This is a genomic window from Sphingomonas sp. H160509 (assembly GCF_024124765.2).
Taxonomy (GTDB): domain Bacteria; phylum Pseudomonadota; class Alphaproteobacteria; order Sphingomonadales; family Sphingomonadaceae; genus Sphingomonas.
This window is the reverse complement of sequence record NZ_JAMXSR020000002.1, coordinates 2501-21298: the sequence shown is the minus strand read 5'-3', so window position 1 is coordinate 21298 and position 18798 is coordinate 2501. Positions and strand designations below refer to the sequence as shown.

14 protein-coding genes, 1 tRNA gene, 2 rRNA genes and 3 pseudogenes are annotated in these 18798 nt (G+C 63.0%); 12 read left to right on the top strand and 8 right to left on the bottom strand.

What is annotated here, in order from left to right; genetic code table 11:
* Window positions 1-11: 11 nt before the first annotated feature.
* The gene (gene phnX, locus NHF48_RS01715) at window positions 12-854 is read right to left on the bottom strand and encodes a phosphonoacetaldehyde hydrolase (RefSeq protein ID WP_253069978.1); all 843 of its coding nucleotides are present in this window, start codon (window positions 852-854) and stop codon (window positions 12-14) included.
* Window positions 854-1901: pseudogene (locus tag NHF48_RS01710) on the bottom strand (TIGR03364 family FAD-dependent oxidoreductase). Before NHF48_RS01710 ends, phnX begins: the two are co-directional and overlap by 1 nt.
* 227 nt (window positions 1902-2128) lie before the next feature.
* Between NHF48_RS01710 and NHF48_RS01700 the strand changes: the two are divergent.
* From NHF48_RS01700 to NHF48_RS01665, 8 genes are all read left to right on the top strand, one after another.
* A complete protein-coding gene (locus tag NHF48_RS01700; protein ID WP_253069975.1) occupies window positions 2129-3016 on the top strand; it encodes a LysR family transcriptional regulator in 888 nt (295 codons plus the stop codon).
* A gap of 650 nt (window positions 3017-3666) precedes the next feature.
* Window positions 3667-5232 (top strand): TonB-dependent receptor plug domain-containing protein, encoded by a 1566-nt coding sequence (locus tag NHF48_RS01695; protein WP_253069974.1) that lies wholly within the window; start codon window positions 3667-3669, stop codon window positions 5230-5232.
* A complete protein-coding gene (locus tag NHF48_RS01690; RefSeq protein ID WP_253072311.1) occupies window positions 5145-6146 on the top strand; it encodes a TonB-dependent receptor domain-containing protein in 1002 nt (333 codons plus the stop codon). Before NHF48_RS01695 ends, NHF48_RS01690 begins: the two co-directional genes overlap by 88 nt.
* A gap of 28 nt (window positions 6147-6174) precedes the next feature.
* Window positions 6175-6426: a hypothetical protein gene (locus NHF48_RS01685; protein WP_342454544.1), complete on the top strand. Its 252-nt coding sequence runs from the start codon at window positions 6175-6177 to the stop codon at window positions 6424-6426.
* Window positions 6427-6619: 193 nt separating this feature from the next.
* The gene (locus NHF48_RS01680; protein WP_253069973.1) at window positions 6620-7138 is read left to right on the top strand and encodes a sulfotransferase family 2 domain-containing protein; all 519 of its coding nucleotides are present in this window, start codon (window positions 6620-6622) and stop codon (window positions 7136-7138) included.
* Complete coding sequence (locus NHF48_RS01675) at window positions 7135-7758, top strand: aspartyl/asparaginyl beta-hydroxylase domain-containing protein (RefSeq protein ID WP_253069972.1); 624 nt, start codon at window positions 7135-7137, stop codon at window positions 7756-7758. Before NHF48_RS01680 ends, NHF48_RS01675 begins: the two co-directional genes overlap by 4 nt.
* Window positions 7755-9665: a sulfotransferase gene (locus NHF48_RS01670; protein ID WP_253069971.1), complete on the top strand. Its 1911-nt coding sequence runs from the start codon at window positions 7755-7757 to the stop codon at window positions 9663-9665. The genes NHF48_RS01675 and NHF48_RS01670 overlap by 4 nt, the downstream gene beginning before the upstream one ends.
* Before the next feature lie 4 nt (window positions 9666-9669).
* Window positions 9670-10623 (top strand): aspartyl/asparaginyl beta-hydroxylase domain-containing protein, encoded by a 954-nt coding sequence (locus tag NHF48_RS01665; protein ID WP_253069970.1) that lies wholly within the window; start codon window positions 9670-9672, stop codon window positions 10621-10623.
* A gap of 16 nt (window positions 10624-10639) precedes the next feature.
* Here NHF48_RS01665 and NHF48_RS01660 read toward each other — a convergent pair whose 3' ends face one another.
* Genes NHF48_RS01660 through NHF48_RS01650 form a run of 3 tightly spaced genes read right to left on the bottom strand, consistent with a single transcriptional unit; the run spans window position 10640 to window position 12041 of the window.
* Window positions 10640-11428 carry a UTRA domain-containing protein gene (locus tag NHF48_RS01660; protein WP_253069969.1) on the bottom strand — a complete coding sequence of 263 codons (789 nt, stop codon included), beginning with the start codon at window positions 11426-11428 and terminating at the stop codon, window positions 10640-10642.
* Between the two features lie 50 nt (window positions 11429-11478).
* Window positions 11479-11649, bottom strand: a complete 171-nt coding sequence (locus tag NHF48_RS01655; protein ID WP_253069968.1) for a hypothetical protein — start codon at window positions 11647-11649, stop codon at window positions 11479-11481.
* A complete protein-coding gene (locus NHF48_RS01650) occupies window positions 11649-12041 on the bottom strand; it encodes an HD domain-containing protein (protein WP_253069967.1) in 393 nt (130 codons plus the stop codon). The genes NHF48_RS01655 and NHF48_RS01650 overlap by 1 nt, the downstream gene beginning before the upstream one ends.
* Window positions 12042-12167: 126 nt before the next feature.
* Between NHF48_RS01650 and NHF48_RS01645 the strand changes: the two are divergent.
* From NHF48_RS01645 to NHF48_RS01630, 4 genes and pseudogenes are all read left to right on the top strand, one after another.
* Window positions 12168-13106, top strand: a pseudogene (locus NHF48_RS01645) (alkaline phosphatase family protein); the annotation flags it as partial.
* Window positions 13107-13203: 97 nt separating this feature from the next.
* Window positions 13204-13836: pseudogene (locus tag NHF48_RS01640) on the top strand (alkaline phosphatase family protein); the annotation flags it as partial.
* Between the two features lie 37 nt (window positions 13837-13873).
* The gene (locus tag NHF48_RS24505; RefSeq protein WP_253069966.1) at window positions 13874-14329 is read left to right on the top strand and encodes a phospholipase domain-containing protein; all 456 of its coding nucleotides are present in this window, start codon (window positions 13874-13876) and stop codon (window positions 14327-14329) included.
* A 605-nt stretch (window positions 14330-14934) separates the two neighbouring features.
* Complete coding sequence (locus tag NHF48_RS01630; protein ID WP_253069965.1) at window positions 14935-15105, top strand: recombinase family protein; 171 nt, start codon at window positions 14935-14937, stop codon at window positions 15103-15105.
* A 163-nt stretch (window positions 15106-15268) separates the two neighbouring features.
* On the opposite strand, the gene NHF48_RS01625 is transcribed toward NHF48_RS01630, so the two are convergent.
* The 3 genes from NHF48_RS01625 to NHF48_RS01615 form a co-directional block, all read right to left on the bottom strand.
* Window positions 15269-15345, bottom strand: a tRNA-Met gene (locus NHF48_RS01625).
* Window positions 15346-15471: 126 nt separating this feature from the next.
* Window positions 15472-15586 (bottom strand): 5S ribosomal RNA (rrf, locus tag NHF48_RS01620).
* Window positions 15587-15810: 224 nt separating this feature from the next.
* Window positions 15811-18611 (bottom strand): 23S ribosomal RNA (locus NHF48_RS01615).
* Window positions 18612-18798 lie beyond the last annotated feature (187 nt).

Here is an 18798-nt window from a genome sequence, read left to right as displayed (position 1 = left end):
CGCCAGCGCGATCATGCGGGTTTGCCGAACAGCGCCCGCGTCGGCTCGGCGCCCGGCAGGCGGCCCTTGGTCAGCCCATCCTCGATCGCGCCGATCGCCAGGCACAGGTCGGCGACGCTCTCGATCACGAAGTCGGCACCGGCTGCGGTGAACTCGGCGATCACCGGTTGCATCCGGGCGATCCGATCCGCCTGCGAAAACACCATGAAATCGTCATGGGTCATCCCGACGCCATTGCCCGATCCGGCGAGACCGATGGTCCATAGACCGGCATTGCGGCCGGCGACGATCCCGACCGGGGCATCGTCGACAGCGACACAGTGCCGCGCGGGCCATGCCGACAGTTCCGCCATCGCCCGCCACAGCATCAGCGGAGCGGGGCGGCCCTGTGCGGTCTCTCCGGCACAGACGACCGCATCGGGCGCATAGCCCTGCTCGGCGGCGGCCGGGATGACGTCGGCCATCATCGTGCGGGTATAACCCGTGGTCGATCCGATCCTGATACCCTTGTGACGGAGCGCCGACGCAGCGGTCGCGGCTCCCGGGATCAGATCGCGACAGAGCGACGCGCTGGCCTGCATTGCGGGTTCCAGCTCGGCCATCAGCCCATCGACATCGGCCTCGGTCCAGTCGCCCCCCTTGGCGTCCCGCCACCTTTGCGCCACCGCATCCTCGGACAGGATCGACACGACATGCTCGCGCTTGGCCATGCCCATGTAGCGACGGATGGTGGCTTCGTCGGCAGGCACGCCCGCGCGGGCGAACACCTGCTCCATCGCCATCACCGGGGCCCGCGATCCGAAATCGATCATCGTCCCCGCCCAGTCGAACAGCACCGCGACGATATCCGACATCATGCAATCTCCTTGATCGCGCTATTGAGCGCCGCGCCGACCACACGTTCACCGATCGCGAAGGCGGTCGACATGCCCGCGCCGCATGTCACCGCCGTGACATGGACATCCGTGGTCACTTCGCGGCTGAACCAGTTCTGGCGGGGGGACGCGGCATAGACGCCGACCCACCGCTCGATCACCGGCGGCGCAGCGCCCAGTACCGCAGCGAACTCGTCCAGTATCAACGCATCGATGCGGTCGTGATGAAAGGGATCGGGCGCATCGCCATAGTCGTGGCTGTCACCGATCACGAGCGAGCCGTCCGCGGACTGGACCGCGATCAGGTGGACGCCCGCATCGATCATATCGGCTTGCTCCAAGCGCAACTGCGCGACGAGCGCGGCCGCTTCGGGAAGTGCTGCATAGCCTTCGTAGCGAGCGACCCCCAGATCGCTCATCACTGGCCTAGCCATGCGGTAACCGGGCGCGGCCAGCCGCAGCATCTGGAGCTTGCAACGAGTCACCTGATGCTCCGCCATCACGTCGGGGAACAGCGCGGTGAGATCGTCGCCGGGACAGACGAAGATTGCCTCGGCGCGCACAAGGCCAGCGCTGGTGATCACCCGCCCGCTTTCGCAGCCGATGACGGTAGCGGGCGGCGCGAACGTGACGCCCATCGCCTGCTCCAGCCACGCTGCAATCTGCGGCACGGCGTCGCGCGCCTCGACCCGCAATTCGTGCGGGCTGACCAGCGCCGCCTCGCAGCGAGCAAACGGGGTCTCGGGGTCGATGGCACGAAGCTGCGCATCGGTCAGCAACCGGCACCCCCTCCCCCATCTCGGTATCGAGGAACGCCTCCAGCACCGCCGCGGCCGCCGGACGACGTACTGGCAGCGCCAGCCCGGTCTGCTCGATCGCGATCCCCGCGCGCGGCGCAACCTCGGCCCAGATATCGCGAGCCCGGCGAGCGAGCGGCCACATCTCGTGGCGCTCCTGCCCGGTAACGGTGACGAACCCGAAATTGCGGATGCTGGCCCCCGTCGCCCGCGCAGTCCGGTCGATCACGATCACGCTCTTGCCGGCACGCGCGGCAGCCAGTGCATGCGCAAGGCCGACTATCCCCGGCCAATCACCGCAACGTCGAATACCTTGTCCATGCCTTCGTGCTCGCCTGTGACCAACGTGTAACAATTCTGCGTCACAGGAGAGTAGCGCCGCCCGGCCCTGCACCGCCAATGCATCCGGGGAATGGTGATCATAGACGGGAGCACGATGCGCCCGAGGGGGCCTGTTTGAGCGTCAATTTCCTGCACCTGCGCTCGTTCTACGCCGTCGCCAGCGAGCGTAGCGTCAGCAAGGCGGCCCGGCGCCTCAACATCTCGCAACCAACCTTGTCGAAGCAACTCAAGGCGCTCGAGGACCGCTACAAGGTAACCTTGATCGAGGGCACCCGCCCTCCCCTCACCCTGACCACCGCCGGCCGGGCGCTGTTCGACAAGGCTGCGCAGCTGTTCGGCGTCGCCGACGAGATCGGCGCGCTGCTCGGCGAGGACGATATCGACAGCGGCGCGCTGTTGCGGCTCGGAACCGATTCACCACCCTATGCCGCCGAGTTCATGGCCGCGTTCAAGGCCGAGGTCCCATCCGCCCGATTTCGTGTGACGATCTCCAATGCCATGCAGACCAACGAACTGCTGCTGAAGGCACAGATCGATATCGGCATCATCTGCGAACCGCCGATCGAGACCGACTATACCTACACGCCGATCTACGCCGATCGACTGGTGGCGATCGTGCCCGCGTCCTGGCCCGACGACGGCCTAACGTGGTTTCCGGTCGAGCGGCTGGCGCAGGAGATCGTGCTGATCCGCGAGGCGACATCGCCCACGCTGGCGGCGATGAACCGGCTGCTCGCGGATGCCGAGATCGCGCCTGGCCAGACGATGGAATTCCATACCCGCGAGATGATCCGCGAAGGCGTCGCGCGCGGCATCGGCATGAGCCTGATGTTCGAAAAGGAATGCCCGCCCGACAGCCGGATCCGCGTCCTGCCGCTCGACACGCGGTCGTCGCTGATCGAGGTGAAGGGCTATCTCGCGGTCCGGACGGAGCGCAAGCGCATGCCGCTCATTCGCCAGTCGCTGGCGATCGCGAGGGCGATGGCGAACGAGGCACGCTAGTCGCGTTCAGCCGTCTGCCCAAGCAGGTTACCGATGGCGCACGCTCCACGACTCCGGGACCACGAACGTAACCGAACAGCCGCCATGAGCGGCACGCCATGTCGGAAAACCGGTCGCGGCTCAGGTTGTGATCTAGAGATACACCGACGTGGCGTTTTCTCGCACCGATCGCGAACAATCCGTAGCCGTGGAAGATGGCGATGGTCACGACGTGGCAGCCGGACCCGCATTTTCGGTAAATCCGGTCACACCGGAACTGCCCATGCCGGGCGATCGCGCTGATACGCGATCGGTGTGATAGGCCGTCACGTTTCGAGGCGCTTGCCGGAAAGGCAGGCATGAGGTCGGCCTTCTCACACCGGCATCGACAAAAATATCGCAGTATTTTTGTCGAGTAGATTTCCTCCGCCGCCCTCAGGTGGAGCGCGACTTCCGCCCCTCTTTGCACGGTAAAGCTGCGCGTTAATCCCGCCGCACGCTGTCACCGCCGCAGTCGTTTATCGGCTGATCATCGACGGATTTTTCGTTTCGGCCGCGAACTGTCACGGACGTGTCACCGCAGCCTGCGATTGATAACTGGTACAGACCAGATAAGCCGTGGGGGCAATCACATGACGAATACACATCCTGTTCGGGCCAGGCGCTTGAGCATGAAGAGCTTTTTGCTGGCCACCGTCGCCACGGTGATCGCCGCCACGCATTCGCACGCCGCCTTCGCGCAGACGGCAGCGGACACGCCGGCCGGCAGTGCGGACGAAATCGTCGTCACCGGCTACCAGCGGTCGCTGCGCGACGCGCGCCGCATCAAGAAGGATGCGGTCATCCAGAAGGACGCGATCGTCGCCGAGGACATGGCGAAGTTTCCCGAACTCAACCTGGCCGAGTCGCTGCAGCGCCTGCCCGGCGTGCAGATCACGCGCGAAGCGGGCGAAGGCCGGCGCATTTCGCTACGCGGGCTCGGTTCGGACTTCGCGCGCGTCCAGCTTAACGGCATGGAGGTGCTCGGCAACGTCGATTCCGCGCAGGACAGTCGCGGCCAGCGCTCGCGCGACCGCTCGTTCGATTTCAACATCTTCGCCTCCGAGCTGTTCCAGCGCGTCGAGGTCGAGAAGACCTACGAATCCGCGCAGACCGAGGGCGGCATGGGCGGGACGGTCGGCCTGTTCACGCCCAAGCCGCTGGAGTCCGGCAAGGGTCTCAGGGGTGCGGTAACCGCCAAGCTCGGCACCAACCAATATACCAAGGATGCGCAGCCGCGCTTAGCTGGCCTGCTCAGCAGGAATTGGGGCGACAATTTCGGCATCGCGGTATCCGCTGCCTATTCGAAGCGCCGCACCACCGAGCAGGGCCGCGACACCTACAACTATTCACAGCCCGATGCGTCCGACCTGAAGGATATGGTTGCCGAGGGTCTCGACATTTCGCGTCTGAGCGCCGCCCAGCAAGCCAAGTTCCTCTCCGGCGACCTGTATTTCGCGGACGGCAACCGCGTTTCGTCCTATAACGGCCGTCAGGAGCGGCTCGGCATCACGGCCACGGTGCAGTGGCGTCCCGCGGACAACCTCCTGCTCACGCTCGACGGCCTGCGCGGCCAGTTGACCACGCATCGCGACGAATACCACCTCGCGACGCGGCCGATCAACGGCGTCGACTCGGTCGCGTTCGACGGTGCGGGTGCGAAGCCCTATCCGGCGATCTTCCAGACCGCATCGGCCATCAATAATCTGGCGTGGGACGGCAGCAACTACGTCACCTCGACCGACACGACCGGCGCGACGTTCGGCAGCGAACATCGCCGCGAGCTGAACAAATCCACGTTCAATCAGGCCGCGCTGACGTTCAAATGGGACGCATCGGACCGACTCACCATCGACGGCCATGCCGGCTATGAAAAATCGACCTACGACACGCCGTATGACGACAAGCTCTATCTGCGTGCCAAGGGCAATCTGGTCGCCGATTACGGCACGAACGGTCGGTCCGCCGCCTTCTCCTACCCCAACACCGATCTGACCGACCCGTCGATCTACGCGATGGACAATTTCTACTATCGCTCGTTCTACAATAATTCGGAGCTGAAGGAGGGGCGTGGCGAACCTGCGCTACAAGTTGAACCCCCGCCTTCACGCTGCGGGCGGGCGTTGCCTATCATGGCTTCAAGCAGGACGGCGCGAGCTATTTCTATGACGGCAACGTCAACGGCACCACCGCCGTGACGCGCGGGACGCCGGTCGCCGGCATCACCACCGTGTTCAAGAACAGCTTGGGATCATGGCTGGTCGGCGATTTCGACAAGGCCTTCGCCAAGTACAACGAATATCACCGGCTAGAGGCGACACCCGGCGGCCGCGGCGGCATGATCCAGGACATCGAGCAGGTCTTCACGACCACCGAAAAGACCAAATCGGCGTATGCCCAGCTCGACTGGAACGGTCAGCTGTTCGGGATGACCGCGCGCGGCAATGTCGGCGTTCGCGGGTACGACACCGACGTCCGCAGCATCGGCTGGATCCAGGGTGACAACTACGCCTATCTCGGCACCGCGGATGTGAAGGGCCAATATAGCGGCGTCCTGCCGGCGATGAACGCAGTGCTCGAGCTGACCCCCGAGGTCCTGTTGCGCTTCGCCGCCTCGCAGAACCTCAATCGCCCGGACATGGGCTCGCTGGCGGCGCAAGGTTCCGCGTCGCAGGACGAGGCCGGTGGCAAGATCACCGCGTCGCGCGGCAATCCCAACCTGAAGCCGTACAAGGACAATACGCTCGACGCCGCCGTGGAATATTATTTCGGCAAGGCGGGGCTGTTGTCGGCATCGGTGTACAAGAAGTGGATCACCAACTTCATCGGGTCGCAGACCGCCGAGAACATCTCGTTCGCCGATGCCGGGGTGCCGCCCAGCGTGCTCACGGGCGCGACCCCGAGCACGATCATCGACGAGTTCTCGACGCCGATCAACGTCGCAGGCACGAATACCGTGACGGGCGCCGAACTGGCCGCGCAAAGCCAGTTCTCGTTCCTGCCGGCACCGTTCGACCATCTCGGCGCGGTAGCGGAATTTCAGCTATGTCGATGCCGGCGAGAAGATCACTGGCATCTCGAAGACGAGCTACAACGCGACGCTCTATTATGAGAACAAGCTCTGGGGCCTGCGCGGGTCGATGAACCATCGCAGCCGTTATTATTCGACACGCAGCGACAGCGTGATGAGCTCGGGTACGCGGGGTTTCGAGCCTACCACCTATGTCGACGCGGCCGCCTATCTGAACGTCACGGACACGGCGCAGCTCACGTTCAACGCGATCAACCTGACCAACCAGAAGGAAACCCAATTCTGGGGCCAGAACCGCTATCTGTACAATCAGACGCAGAGCGGCACGACCTACCTGCTCGGGTTCGGTTTCAAATTCTGACGATGCCGCCTTGCTGGATCGCGCGCCCCTCTCTGCGGAGGGGGGCGCCTGTCTTGCGTATGCGGCGCGATGATCGTTTCGCACCGCCATCGCTTCATCTTTGCCGCCGTGCCCAAGACCGGTACGCATGCCCTGCGCCAGGCGCTGCGCGAGCAGATGGGGGAGGGAGGATCTCGAACAGGTCGGTCTGTTCGTGAACAAGCGCTTTCCGTGGCCAGCGTTAGCCGCGATCCAGCACGGCCATTTCGCGCTGCGCGAGTTGCGCCCCTATCTCGGCGATGCGCTTTTCGACGCGTATTTCAAGTTCGCCTTCGTGCGCAATCCGTTCGACCGCTTCGTATCCTATTGCGCGTTCATGCTGCGCGGCGGCGGCGACGTGTTCGAGCAACGGCCGCGCGAGGCGATGCATCATTTTCTCTTCGGCGACCCGCCCGAACGGCATATCCTGTTCCAGCCGCAATCCAATCTGCTGGTCGGCGACGACGGCACGACGCTACTGACGGACCATGTCGGTCGCGTCGAGGACATGCAGGGTTCATACGATGGGATCTGCGCGCACATCGGCATTGCCTCGTGCGCGCTGGACCGCGTCAACGGCACCAGGCACAACGCCTATCATCGCTATTACGATCGGCAGCTGATCGACGGCGTCAGCGCTCGCTACGCGCAGGATCTGGAGCTGTTTGGCTATACTTTCGAGGGTTTGCGATGACCGTCGCTCTCCCCGCCGCCAATCCGCGCAAGACGACGAGCGTGCGCCAGCTGGGCCTGGTCGATATCGGCGCGTTGCGGGCAGCGGTGCTGGCCATTCCCGAGGCGGTGTGGGAGGCGGAGAATGCCGCCAAGCCCAACCAGTTTGCGGCGCTGGACGCCACGCGCCACATCGTCTTCCGCTTCATCGACAGCCCGCACGATTGGCGCGGTTCGCACGATCGCGCCGCCTGGCCGCAGTGGCGTGCCGTGATCGAGCCGGTGCTGGCGCAGGCGACACGCGACTATGGCTATGCGCGCGGCGTGTTCCCGCGGGTGATGCTGGCGCGAATGCCGGCAGGCGGCGTGATCCATCCGCACATCGACGCCAATCCGGCAGCGAAATGGCCGCACAAGATCCATGTGCCGCTGCTGACCAATGAAGCGGTGACGTCCTTCTTCGGCGGCGAAGAACATCGCCTTGCGCAGGGTGTGGCCGTGGAAGTCGACAATCTCGGCGCACACTGGGTCAGCAATGCCGGCGGATCCGCGCGCGTCCATCTGATCTTCGAATATTACGACGCCGACCAACCCGACCCCGACTGGCTGGCGCCATTCCTGCTCCGCGGTGTGGCGCGGTGACGCTCCCGATCGACCGCGAGGCCGCGCTGCAAGAAGCGGCGGCGTTCCGCGCGCAAAACCGGGTTCCCGAAGCTCTGATGACGCTCGCACGGCTCGAAATCGAGCATCCGCGTTTCAGCCGCCTGTATCAGGAGCGCGGCCATTGCCAGATCCTGCTCCGCGACCTGCCGGCGGCCCTCGCGGCGTTGCGCGAAGCGGTGCGCCTCAACCCGACGCTGCCGTCGAGCTGGGACATGCTGGAGCAACTGTACCGCATGGCGGGCGACACCGCCCAAGCGACGGCTGCCGCGCGCAGCCTGGCGACGCTGAAGCAGTTGCCCGTCGCGGTGGTGGTGGCGAACAGCCTGTACGCCGACGGCGATCTGGCGCGGGCGGGGGCGGTGATCCGCGACTATCTGCGCGAGGATCGCGACAATGTCGGCGCGCTGCGTTTGCTCGCGCGGATCTGCAAGGACAGCGATGCGTGGGCCGAAGCCGAGACCCTGCTAGCATCGGTGCTCGAACGCGCGCCGGACTATCACGACGCTCGGCTCGATCATGCTGCCATACTCCTGCATCGGCAGAAGCATCTGCCAGCGCGTGCGGAGGCCGAACGCCTGCTAGCGCACGATCCGAACCATCGAGACTATCTCAAACTTTATGCGGCGGCCTGTGTCGGCCTTGGCGACCATGCGCCGGTGATCGACGTCTATGCGCGGCTGCTCACCGACGAAGCGCAGTCGAATGCGGAAGCCGCCGATCTGCGCGTGTGGCGGGCGAACGCGCTGAAGGTCGTAGGACGGCAACGGGAATCCATCGCCGACTATCACGCAGCATTGGCCGCACGCCCCGAATATGGCGTGGCATGGTTCGGACTCGCCAACCTCAAGGCCTATCGCTTCACCGACGGCGAAATCAGCCAGATGCGCGCGCTCCTGGCGCAGCCGGACGCGCAGGATATGGACCGCATCTATCTGAGCTTCGCGCTGGGCAAGGCGCTCGAAGATCGAGCCGAATACGCCGAATCATGGCACAGTTACGCGCGCGGCAATTCCCTGCGGCGCGCTTCCGGTCGCTATCGCCCCGAGGTCGCGCAGGCCTGCGCGCATCGGTTGCAGCAGACCTTCACCGCACAATTCTTTGCGGAGCGTGCCGATTGGGGAGCACATGATCCTGCCCCGATCTTCATCGTCGGGTTGCCGCGATCGGGATCGACGCTGACCGAACAGATTCTCGCCTCGCACTCCAGCGTCGAAGGCACACAGGAACTGACCGAGATCGGCCGCTACGTCGCCGAGCTATGCGGCAGCGATACGGACTGCGACCTGCCTATCGATCCGGCGTCTCTGCAGCACTTAGCGGCCACGGATGCACGCGCGCTCGGCGAACGCTTCCTCTCCGAGACCAAGGCCTATCGTGGTCTTGGCCGGCCGGTGTTTATCGACAAGATGCCGAACAATTTCTGGCATGTCGGCCTGATCCACATGATCCTGCCGCGGGCGACGATCATCGACGTGCGCCGCGATCCGATGGCGTGCTGTTTCAGCAATTTCAAACAGCTGTTCGGGACGACCAACCAGGAATTCAGCTATGGCAGCGACGACATCGCGCACCACTACCGCGTGTATCTCGACCTGATGCGACACTGGGATGCGGTGTTGCCGGGGCGGGTACTGCGGGTGCAGTATGAAGACGTCGTCGATCATCTCGACGCCAGCGTGCGAGGTCTTCTCGCACATTGCGCCCTGCCCTTCGAGCCTGCCTGCCTCACGTTCCACGAAACCCGGCGCAGCGTTCGTACCCCCAGTTCGGAACAAGTCCGCCAGCCGATCGGTCGCGAGGGTCTTGCGCAATGGCGCCACTATGCGCCTTGGCTCGCCCCGCTGCGCGATGCGCTGGGCGATGCGCTGACGACCTACAGGAGCTGACCTCATGCGGTTGTCGCAACCCTTTTTTCAGCTTCCCGTGCTGTTCGATGTCGAGCGGCTGCAGGCCGAGGTCGCCGCGCTGCCGGTCGAGGCCTGGACGGCTCATCCGGACGGCGTGCCGGGCAACAGCGCCGCACGCCTGATCACGGTCGACGGCACCGAAAACGATGGTCATCACGGCCAGATGCTGCCGACGCGCTGGCTCGACGCGATGCCCTATGCGCTTCAGGTGCTGGCCGGTTTCGGCGTGGTGTGGAGCCGCGCGCGGCTGATGCGCCTCGCCCCCGGTGCAAGCGTACCCGAACATGCCGATGTACATCATCACTGGCACACGCGCGTCCGCGTCCACGTCCCGATCTTCACGCGACCGGAAGTCCGCTTCCACTGCGACGGCGACACGGTACACATGGCCGCCGGCGAAGCGTGGATCTTCGACAATTGGCGGCGGCATCGCGTGGAGAACCAGGCGAGCGAAGCGCGCGTCCATCTCGTCGCCGACACCACCGGCACCGCTGCCTTCTGGCAGTTTGCCTGCGGAAAGCCTCCGCCCCGGGCACAGTGGCGAACGCTCGCATGGAACCCGCAGAGCAAGCCCAGGCTGCTGACCGAAGGCGACCAGCGCGCACCGGTGATGCCCGCCGCAGAGGTGCAGTTGCTGATCGACGACCTGCGCGCTGAAGTCACCGTTGCCATAGACACCGCCGACGCCAGAGCGCGCGCCACACGGTTCGACCGACTTCTCGAAAGCTTCGTGTTCGACTGGCGACAGCTGTGCGCGCTCCATGGCACCGCCGGCCGCGCACGACCGGAGTTCCTGCGCCTGGCCAGCGCGGTGCACGCCGGCGCCGCCCCGCTTGCCGACGGGCTCGTCGCACGTACCAACGGTGCCGCCGCGCTGCTAGTGCTCGAAAAACGCGTTTTGCAACAGCTGCTTACAGACGACGCCGCCGCTGCATAGGCCGCATCGAACGACCTTATTCCACCACGCTCGCCCCCACGCGCTCGCGCACGGCCAGATCGACATGCACGCGGATCGCGTCGTGTCGCCAATATTCCTGATCGTATTCGACGACCCGACCCGCCGCGTCGAAACTGCTGCGCACCACCAGCAGGCCCGGCGTACCCGGCTTCACGCCCAGTGCATCCGCCGTCGCACCGGTCAGCGCGCACGGCTTCATGTCGATGCGGTTGCGCGCCACCGTCAGGTCATACTGCTCGGCCAGGATCCGCGTCAGCGACCCGTCGAGCGGGTGCGCCAGCAACCCGGGCGCCAGCGCCGGATCGACCATGATCCGCTCGATCAGCACGGTCCGCCCATCGATCGAGCGTCGACGCGTGATGTCGTAAAGCGGCGTGCCCGGCGACACGCGAAAGATGTCGGCGAGAGAGGGCGTGGCAGGCGCGGTTTCCTTCGCGAGCGTCTCGGTGGCGGGCGCCCGCCCCTGCTCCGCCACATAGCTCATGAACCCGGCCCAGCGCGTCGGATCGTAGGTCACCGCGGGCGGGGAGACGTACCAGCCGCTGCGATCGCGCCGATAGACCAGCCCCTCGGCCTCCAGCTGCGCCAGCGCTTCGCGGATTGTGCCGCGCGCCGCGCCGGTGTTGAGCTGAAGCTGCCGCTCGGACGGCAGCCGCACGCCGGGCGCCAGCCGACCGCGCGCGATCCCCTCGGCGATACGATTGCGCAACGCGAGATATTGCGGGCCGGGAGCCTCTTCGCTCGGCGCGAAGAGGAAGTCGTCAGTCTTGCTCGCCGTCGCCATCCGCTGCCTTCTCGCTGCGTGCCGACGATGCCAGCGCGCCCCTGCCCCGGTCAAGCGAGGCGCTGGACCTGGCTGCCAAGCGCGACGAGCAACGGCCGATAGCTTTCCAGCGACGGCACGTCCCAGTCGACGCGTTTGCCGCCATCGTCATAGAGCCGCAGGCGAACCGCCGCCTCGAAATGCGGGTTATGCTCGAACGCTGCCAGTTCGGTCGCCGACATCACGCCACCCCTGCAACGCGAAGCTCAGGCGCGATGCGCCGCTCAGTTCGTCGATGTACCCGGCCCGCGTGGTCGCGAGGTAGCGCTTGGCCGCGACATGCAGCCGGACCGGCTCCGGTCACATCCGGCCTAAAATGCTCTGCCAGCAACGCCGCACCGAGCTCCTCATGCTGCCCATCGCGCGCATGGTCTTCCGCCGCGTCGCCTGCGCCGCCGACGAACTGGCCGATATCGTGCAACAGCGCGGCCGCGATCAGCGCATCGGACGCGTTGTCCAGCCGCGCCAGCTCGGCGGCCTGCAGCGCATGCTGGAGCTGGGTGACATCCTCGCCATAGCTTTCCTGGCCGTGCCGCACGAACGTGGCGAAGATACGATCGACGATGTCAGACATTGCAAACTCCGCATGCGCGCGCGCCGCAAACTGCCGCGTCGCCTCGCCCTGTCACCGTTTTTGTAGCGCAACTGGACTAGACCAACAAGATCGTATCGCCAGCGACGCCGCATTTAAGGACCGATCATGACTTCCTCCAACCGCCGCGATTTCCTGCGCACGGCCGGCGTCGCCGCAACTGCGTCGATGTTTCCGGGCCTGATCGACCGCGCGCTGGCGATCGCGCCGCACAACGCCCGCGGCTCGATCGAGGATGTCGAGCATATCGTCGTGTTCATGCAGGAAAACCGATCGTTCGATCACTATTTCGGCATGTTGAACGGGGTTCGCGGCTTCGGCGATCCGCGCCCGCTGCCGGTCGCGGGCGGCCGCACGGTATGGGCGCAACCGTCGATGGAACATCCCGACGGCTATGTGCTGCCCTTCCACGGAGATTCGAAGATCAGCCGTTCGTTCAAGGTCGACGGCTCGGGCCAGTCGCATCAGGACAATGTCGGCATCTTTCATCGCGGCCGTTACGATCGCTGGGGCCTGACCGGCGAATTGCACAAGCGGATGCTGCATTATACCGCGGGCGACTTGCCGTTCTACTATGCGCTCGCCGATGCCTTCACCGTGTGCGACGCCTATCACAGCTCGACGATGACGCAGACCTATCCCAATCGATTGCACGCCTTCACCGGGTGCAACGGTGGCGGGACGGTCGGCGGCGATCCCGAGATGAGCAACTACGGCGAGGACGAAACGCCCAGCGCCGACATGACACGGGACAAGCCGCTGCGCGCCGACGCCTATCACTGGACCACCTATGCCGAGCGGCTCCAGGCGGCGGGCGTCACCTGGAAAGTCTATCAGGAATACGACAATTTCGGCGACAACCTGCTCTCGGTCTTCCCGGCCTTCCGCCACTGCGCCAAGGATTCCCAACTCTACCGCCGCGGCAGGTCCTGGGTGAGCGAGCATCGCGACGGTCCCGATCGCACCCGGTCCGACGGCGAACAGCTCGTCGCCGCCTTCCGCCGCGACGTTGCCGCCGGCACGCTACCGAAGGTTTCGTGGATCGTCACCGCCGCCGACGTTTCGGAGCACCCCCCAGGCCGAGCCGTCCAAGGGCGAGCATGTCTGCGCCGCACTGATCGAGGCGCTGGTCGATCATCCCGAGGTGTTCGCCAAAACCGTGTTCATCGTCAATTACGACGAAGCCGGAGGTTTCTACGATCACATGCCGCCGCCGGTACCACCGGTCGCCGGCTATCGCGGCCGCAGCACGGTGCCGCTCGACGGCGAAACCAAGGATTATGGCGATCATCCCGCCGAGGACGATCTGCGCTATCCCGGCGCCCACCCGATCGGCCTCGGAATCCGTACGCCGACGACCATCGTCTCGCCGTGGAGCCGCGGCGGCTTCGTCTGCTCCGAACTGTTCGACCACACGTCGACGCTGCGCTTCATGGAACAGCGCTTCGGCGTGCGCGAGCCGAACATCAGCGCGTGGCGACGCTCGGTCTGCGGCGACCTCACCTCGGCGTTCGATTTCACGCGGCGGCACGCCGATACCGCCGCGCTGAAGCTTCCGGCGACGAACGACTTCCGCGCCCGCATCGCGCAATCGGCGGCTGGCCGGTTGAACGCGATCCCACGGATCCAGGCCGCCACGCAGCAGATGGCCGGTCAGCGTCCGCAACGCGCGCTACCTTATCGGCTGGATGTCAGCGGGAGGCTGACCGACGCGGGCAAGCTGCGGATCGATCTGATCAATCGCGGCACGGCGGGCGCGACGTTCACTGTCCATGACAATCTCGATGTGAAGGCGCCCTGGAACTACACGGTCGGTGCCGGGGGATCGCATCGCCAACGAGGAGTGGCACGACGCGGGCGCGGCGCCGGCGCGGCTGGATCTGAGCGTACGTGGCCCGAACGGCCTGCTGTACCGCCATGCGACCGCACTGACGCCGAACGCCGCGCTGGCCGAGGTGACGCTCGCTGGTCGACCGGATGCCGCGATGGTCACGCTAACCATGAGCAATCGCGGTTCGACCCCACTGGTGTTCGAGACGACGCTCGCCGAGCCCTATGCCACTACCGGCGCACGGCATCGCCGCATCGTGGTGCCGCCGCACCAGAGCGTCGCCGATCACTGGTCCGTTGCGCGCAGCGACCATTGGTACGATCTCACCATCACGACAGAGAGCGATCCGCATTTCCTGCGCCGCTTCGCCGGCAAGCTTGACGACGGACGCGCCGGTCGCACCGACCCGGCGATCGGAGCGATGCGCGTCATGGCCTGAGGACGTTGAACCGAGAGCAGCTTTCGGAACCACCGACAGACCCTCGAACGGCTTGAGAGGAACAGTAATCAGACGGCCACGATCGATGACCGAACGGCCATTAAGGTGAGTTCAGTGCTTTAAGCTGGCCAGTCCGCATTGGACCAGAAAAGAGTCCGTTGCTGCCCCTGCCCACCATCTGAACGAACGTCTGTTGTGCCGATCACCGCCCGTATGCAGACAGACCGCTTTTCACTAGGAACTAACCGCATAGCGAGCTGCCTATCTAACTGAATGAACGTCTGTTCACCACCGTTCGGTGCCCGAAAGCGGACGGGCGGCTTCCACCAATAGGAACAGCGGCAGATCAGCCAACGGCCGCGTCTCGATGCATCCCGGCAACCATGTGGGAAGGCCGGAGTCGTGGTGACGCCGCACGCCCCGAGTGACTTGGCTGCCGTCGCAGCCCCCCCGCTCCACGATCTCGCGCTCGATCTCGAGCGTTTGCTGGCACGCGACCTGGCGCAGCGGTAGAAATCTCAATAGAATCAGGTCGCCCCGAAAACGGGCAGGCGACCATCACGATGACCTTCGTTCCGAATGCAGGAAGCACGAATGGAGGAAAGATGAAGCGGTGTGAGATATATGCGCGGTATTCGGCGGACAAACAGGACGTGCAGTCGATCGAGACGCAGCTGATGATGTGCCGGCGCGAGGTCATGCGCGCAGGCTGGCTGGAGGTGCGCTGCTTCATAGACGCAGCGGCATCGGCGGCTACCGCGCACCCGCCCCGGTAAGAAGGCACTCCTGGCTGCCGTTGTCGCAGGCGGCGTCGACATCGTCTACGCCGACGCGATGGACCGGTTGTCGCGCAGCTTGTTTCGATGGTGTCGCTCTACGCCGGAGTGGAAACGCAAAAAGCCTCCGCGGTCATTACCTCGGAGGTGTTGCAAATCAAGTTGGTTGCGGGGACAGGATTTGAACCTGTGACCTTCAGGTTATGAGCCTGACGAGCTACCGGGCTGCTCCACCCCGCGCCGAGATCCCATCGAAGTGGTACTTCGATGGGGCCCGAGTGTCCGCGTTGTGCGGAACTGAGTGTATGAGAAATTGTGAATGGGTTTTGGATATGGTGTGTGTTTGCATGTTGCACGGGCTTCAATGCCTGGCGACGACCTACTCTTCCATCGCTTGAGCGATAGTACCATTGGCGCAGTCGGGTTTCACGGCCGAGTTCGGAATGGGATCGGGTGGGACACCGACGCTATAGCCACCAGGCAATGGAGCCGGTGCGACATGCGTTTGCGTTCATATCTGGGTCCCTCAAAGTTTCGCATTGCTGCGAAGCTTGAGGGTTTTAAAATCGATACCGTGCAAGGTTTGTAGTGGTATTCGACCAATCCCTCGACGGCGAGGGGATTGGCAATCTGGCGTCGTCTTAATCATCCGCACTATCGAATGGCTAGCTGGTTGCCCAGTGTTGTCATTGATGGTGTGAGACTCTCAAGCGCGAATAGAGCAATTAGTATCGGTTAGCTCCATGCGTTACCGCACTTCTACATCCGATCTATCAACGTCGTGGTCTCCGACGGCTCTATGAAATCTTATCTCGAGGGAGGCTTCCCGCTTAGATGCTTTCAGCGGTTATCCCGTCCATACATAGCTACCCAGCTGCGCTCCTGGCGGAACGACTGGTACACCAGAGGTATGTTCAACCCGGTCCTCTCGTACTAGGGTCAACTCCTCTCAAATTTCGACGCCCACGGCAGATAGGGACCAAACTGTCTCGCGACGTTCTGAACCCAGCTCACGTACCACTTTAATTGGCGAACAGCCAAACCCTTGGGACCTGCTCCAGCCCCAGGATGTGATGAGCCGACATCGAGGTGCCAAACAACCCCGTCGATATGAGCTCTTGGGGGTTATCAGCCTGTTATCCCCGGCGTACCTTTTATCCGTTGAGCGATGGCCCTTCCACGAGGGACCACCGGATCACTATGACCGACTTTCGTCTCTGCTCGACTTGTCAGTCTCGCAGTCAGGCGGGCTTATGCCATTGCACTCTAACAGACGGTTTCCGACCGTCCTGAGCCCACCATTGCGCGCCTCCGTTACTCTTTAGGAGGCGACCGCCCCAGTCAAACTACCCGCCACAGAGGGTCCCTGTTCCGGCTTACGGAACGAGGTTAGACATCAGAAACAAACAGGGTGGTATTTCACCTATGGCTCCACATCAGCTGGCGCCGATGCTTCAAAGCCTCCCACCTATGCTACACAGTTTCTTCCCTAATGCCACTCTGAAGCTGCAGTAAAGGTGCACGGGGTCTTTCCGTCTAACCGCGGGTACTCCGCATCTTCACGGAGAATTCAATTTCGCTGAGCATGTCCTGGAGACAGTGGGGAAGTCGTTACGCCATTCGTGCAGGTCGGAACTTACCCGACAAGGAATTTCGCTACCTTAGGACCGTTATAGTTACGGCCGCCGTTTACCTGGGCTTCATTTCAGAGCTTGCACCCCTCCACTTAACCTTCAGGCACCGGGCAGGCGTCAGGCCCTATACGTCGTCTTGAAGCCGACTTAGCAGAGCCCTGTGTTTTTGCTAAACAGTCGCTACCCCCTGGCCTGTGCCCCCTCAAAGTGCTTGCGCATAGTGAGGGGCCTCCTTCTTCCGAAGGTACGGAGGCAATTTGCCGAGTTCCTTCAGGACACTTCTCTCAAGCGCCTTGGTATACTCTACCTGACCACCTGTGTCGGTTTCGGGTACGGTCTATACGGTGGGGCTATTTCCTGGAACCATTTCGAAGCCATCCCAATCCGATAAGGGATGACAACACACATGATCCGTCACACACCACCAGGCCCACGAATATTAACGTGGTTCCCATCGACTACCCCCTTCGGGCTCGTCTTAGGGGCCGGCTCACCCTGCGCGGATTAGCCTTGCGCAGGAACCCTTGGTCTTTCGGCGAGAGGGCATCTCACCCTCTTTATCGCTACTCATGTCTGCATTCGCACTTCCGATACCTCCACGACCCATTACCAGATCGCTTCACAGGCTTACGGAACGCTCCGCTACCGCGTACCACATAAGTGGCACACCCTAAGCTTCGGCACGTATCTTGAGCCCCGTTACATCTTCGCCGCAGGACCTCTTGTTTAGACCAGTGAGCTGTTACGCTTTCTTTAAAGGATGGCTGCTTCTAAGCCAACCTCCTGGTTGTTTTGGAAGTCCCACATGCTTTCCCACTTAGATACGATTTGGGGGCCTTAGCTGTAGGTCAGGGCTGTTTCCCTTTTGACGACGGACCTTAGCACCCGCCGTCTGTCTCCCGCATATCACTCTTAGGTATTCGGAGTTTGGTTAGGTTTGGTAGATCTCGCGACCCCCCTAGCCCATCCAGTGCTCTACCCCCCTAAGGTGTTCGTGCGAGGCACTACCTCAATAGTTTTCGCGGAGAACCAGCTATTTCCCGGCTTGATTGGCCTTTCACCCCTAAACACAACTCATCCGGTAACTTTTCAACGTTAATCGGTTCGGACCTCCAGTGCATGTTACTGCACCTTCATCCTGGTCATGCCTAGATCGCCGGGTTTCGGGTCTAATACATCAAACTCTGGCGCCCTATTCAGACTCGCTTTCGCTGCGCCTACACCTATCGGCTTAAGCTTGCTTGATACATTAAGTCACAGACCCATTATGCAAGAGGTACGCTGTCAGGCCATAAAAGCCCTCCAACTGCTTGTAGGCAATCCGTTTCAGGTACTGTTTCACTCCCCTCATCGGGGTGCTTTTCACCTTTCCCTCACGGTACTAGTTCGCTATCGGTCACATACGAGTATTTAGGCTTGGAGGGTGGTCCCCCCATGTTCAGACAGAATTTCACGTGTTCCGCCCTACTCGAGTCCTGAATTCTCACTTTCGTATACGGGGCTGTCACCCGCTATGGCGTCACTTTCCAGAGACTTCTACTAGTTGAAATTCAGGCACTGGCCTGGTCCGCGTTCGCTCGCCACTACTAACGGAATCTCGGTTGATGTCTTTTCCTCCAGCTACTGAGATGTTTCAGTTCGCCGGGTTCGCTTCACGAAGCCTATGTATTCAGCTAAGTGATACCTAACCTAATTAACTCTACCCCAGCATTGCTGCTCAAGTAGAATTAATCGGGATAGGTGGGTTTCCCCCATTCGGAAATCGTCGGGTCAAAGCTTGCTCACAGCTCACCGACGCTTATCGCAGCGTGCCACGTCCTTCATCGCCTGTATGTGCCAAGGCATCCACGAATTGCCCTTACCTCACGCTTGAGAGTCCACACCACCAACGACATCACTGGGTGCCTCCGAAGAGGTCACCAACTCGGCAGAGCAGTGCGCGTTGGCCTTTGTCAGGTGCGGATGATTATAATCTCAGCCAGATTATTAGTTATGATGATGTCGATATCTGGAGCCTCGAACCGCTCGTCCAATCCGCGCTGCACAGAAGTGCCTCACG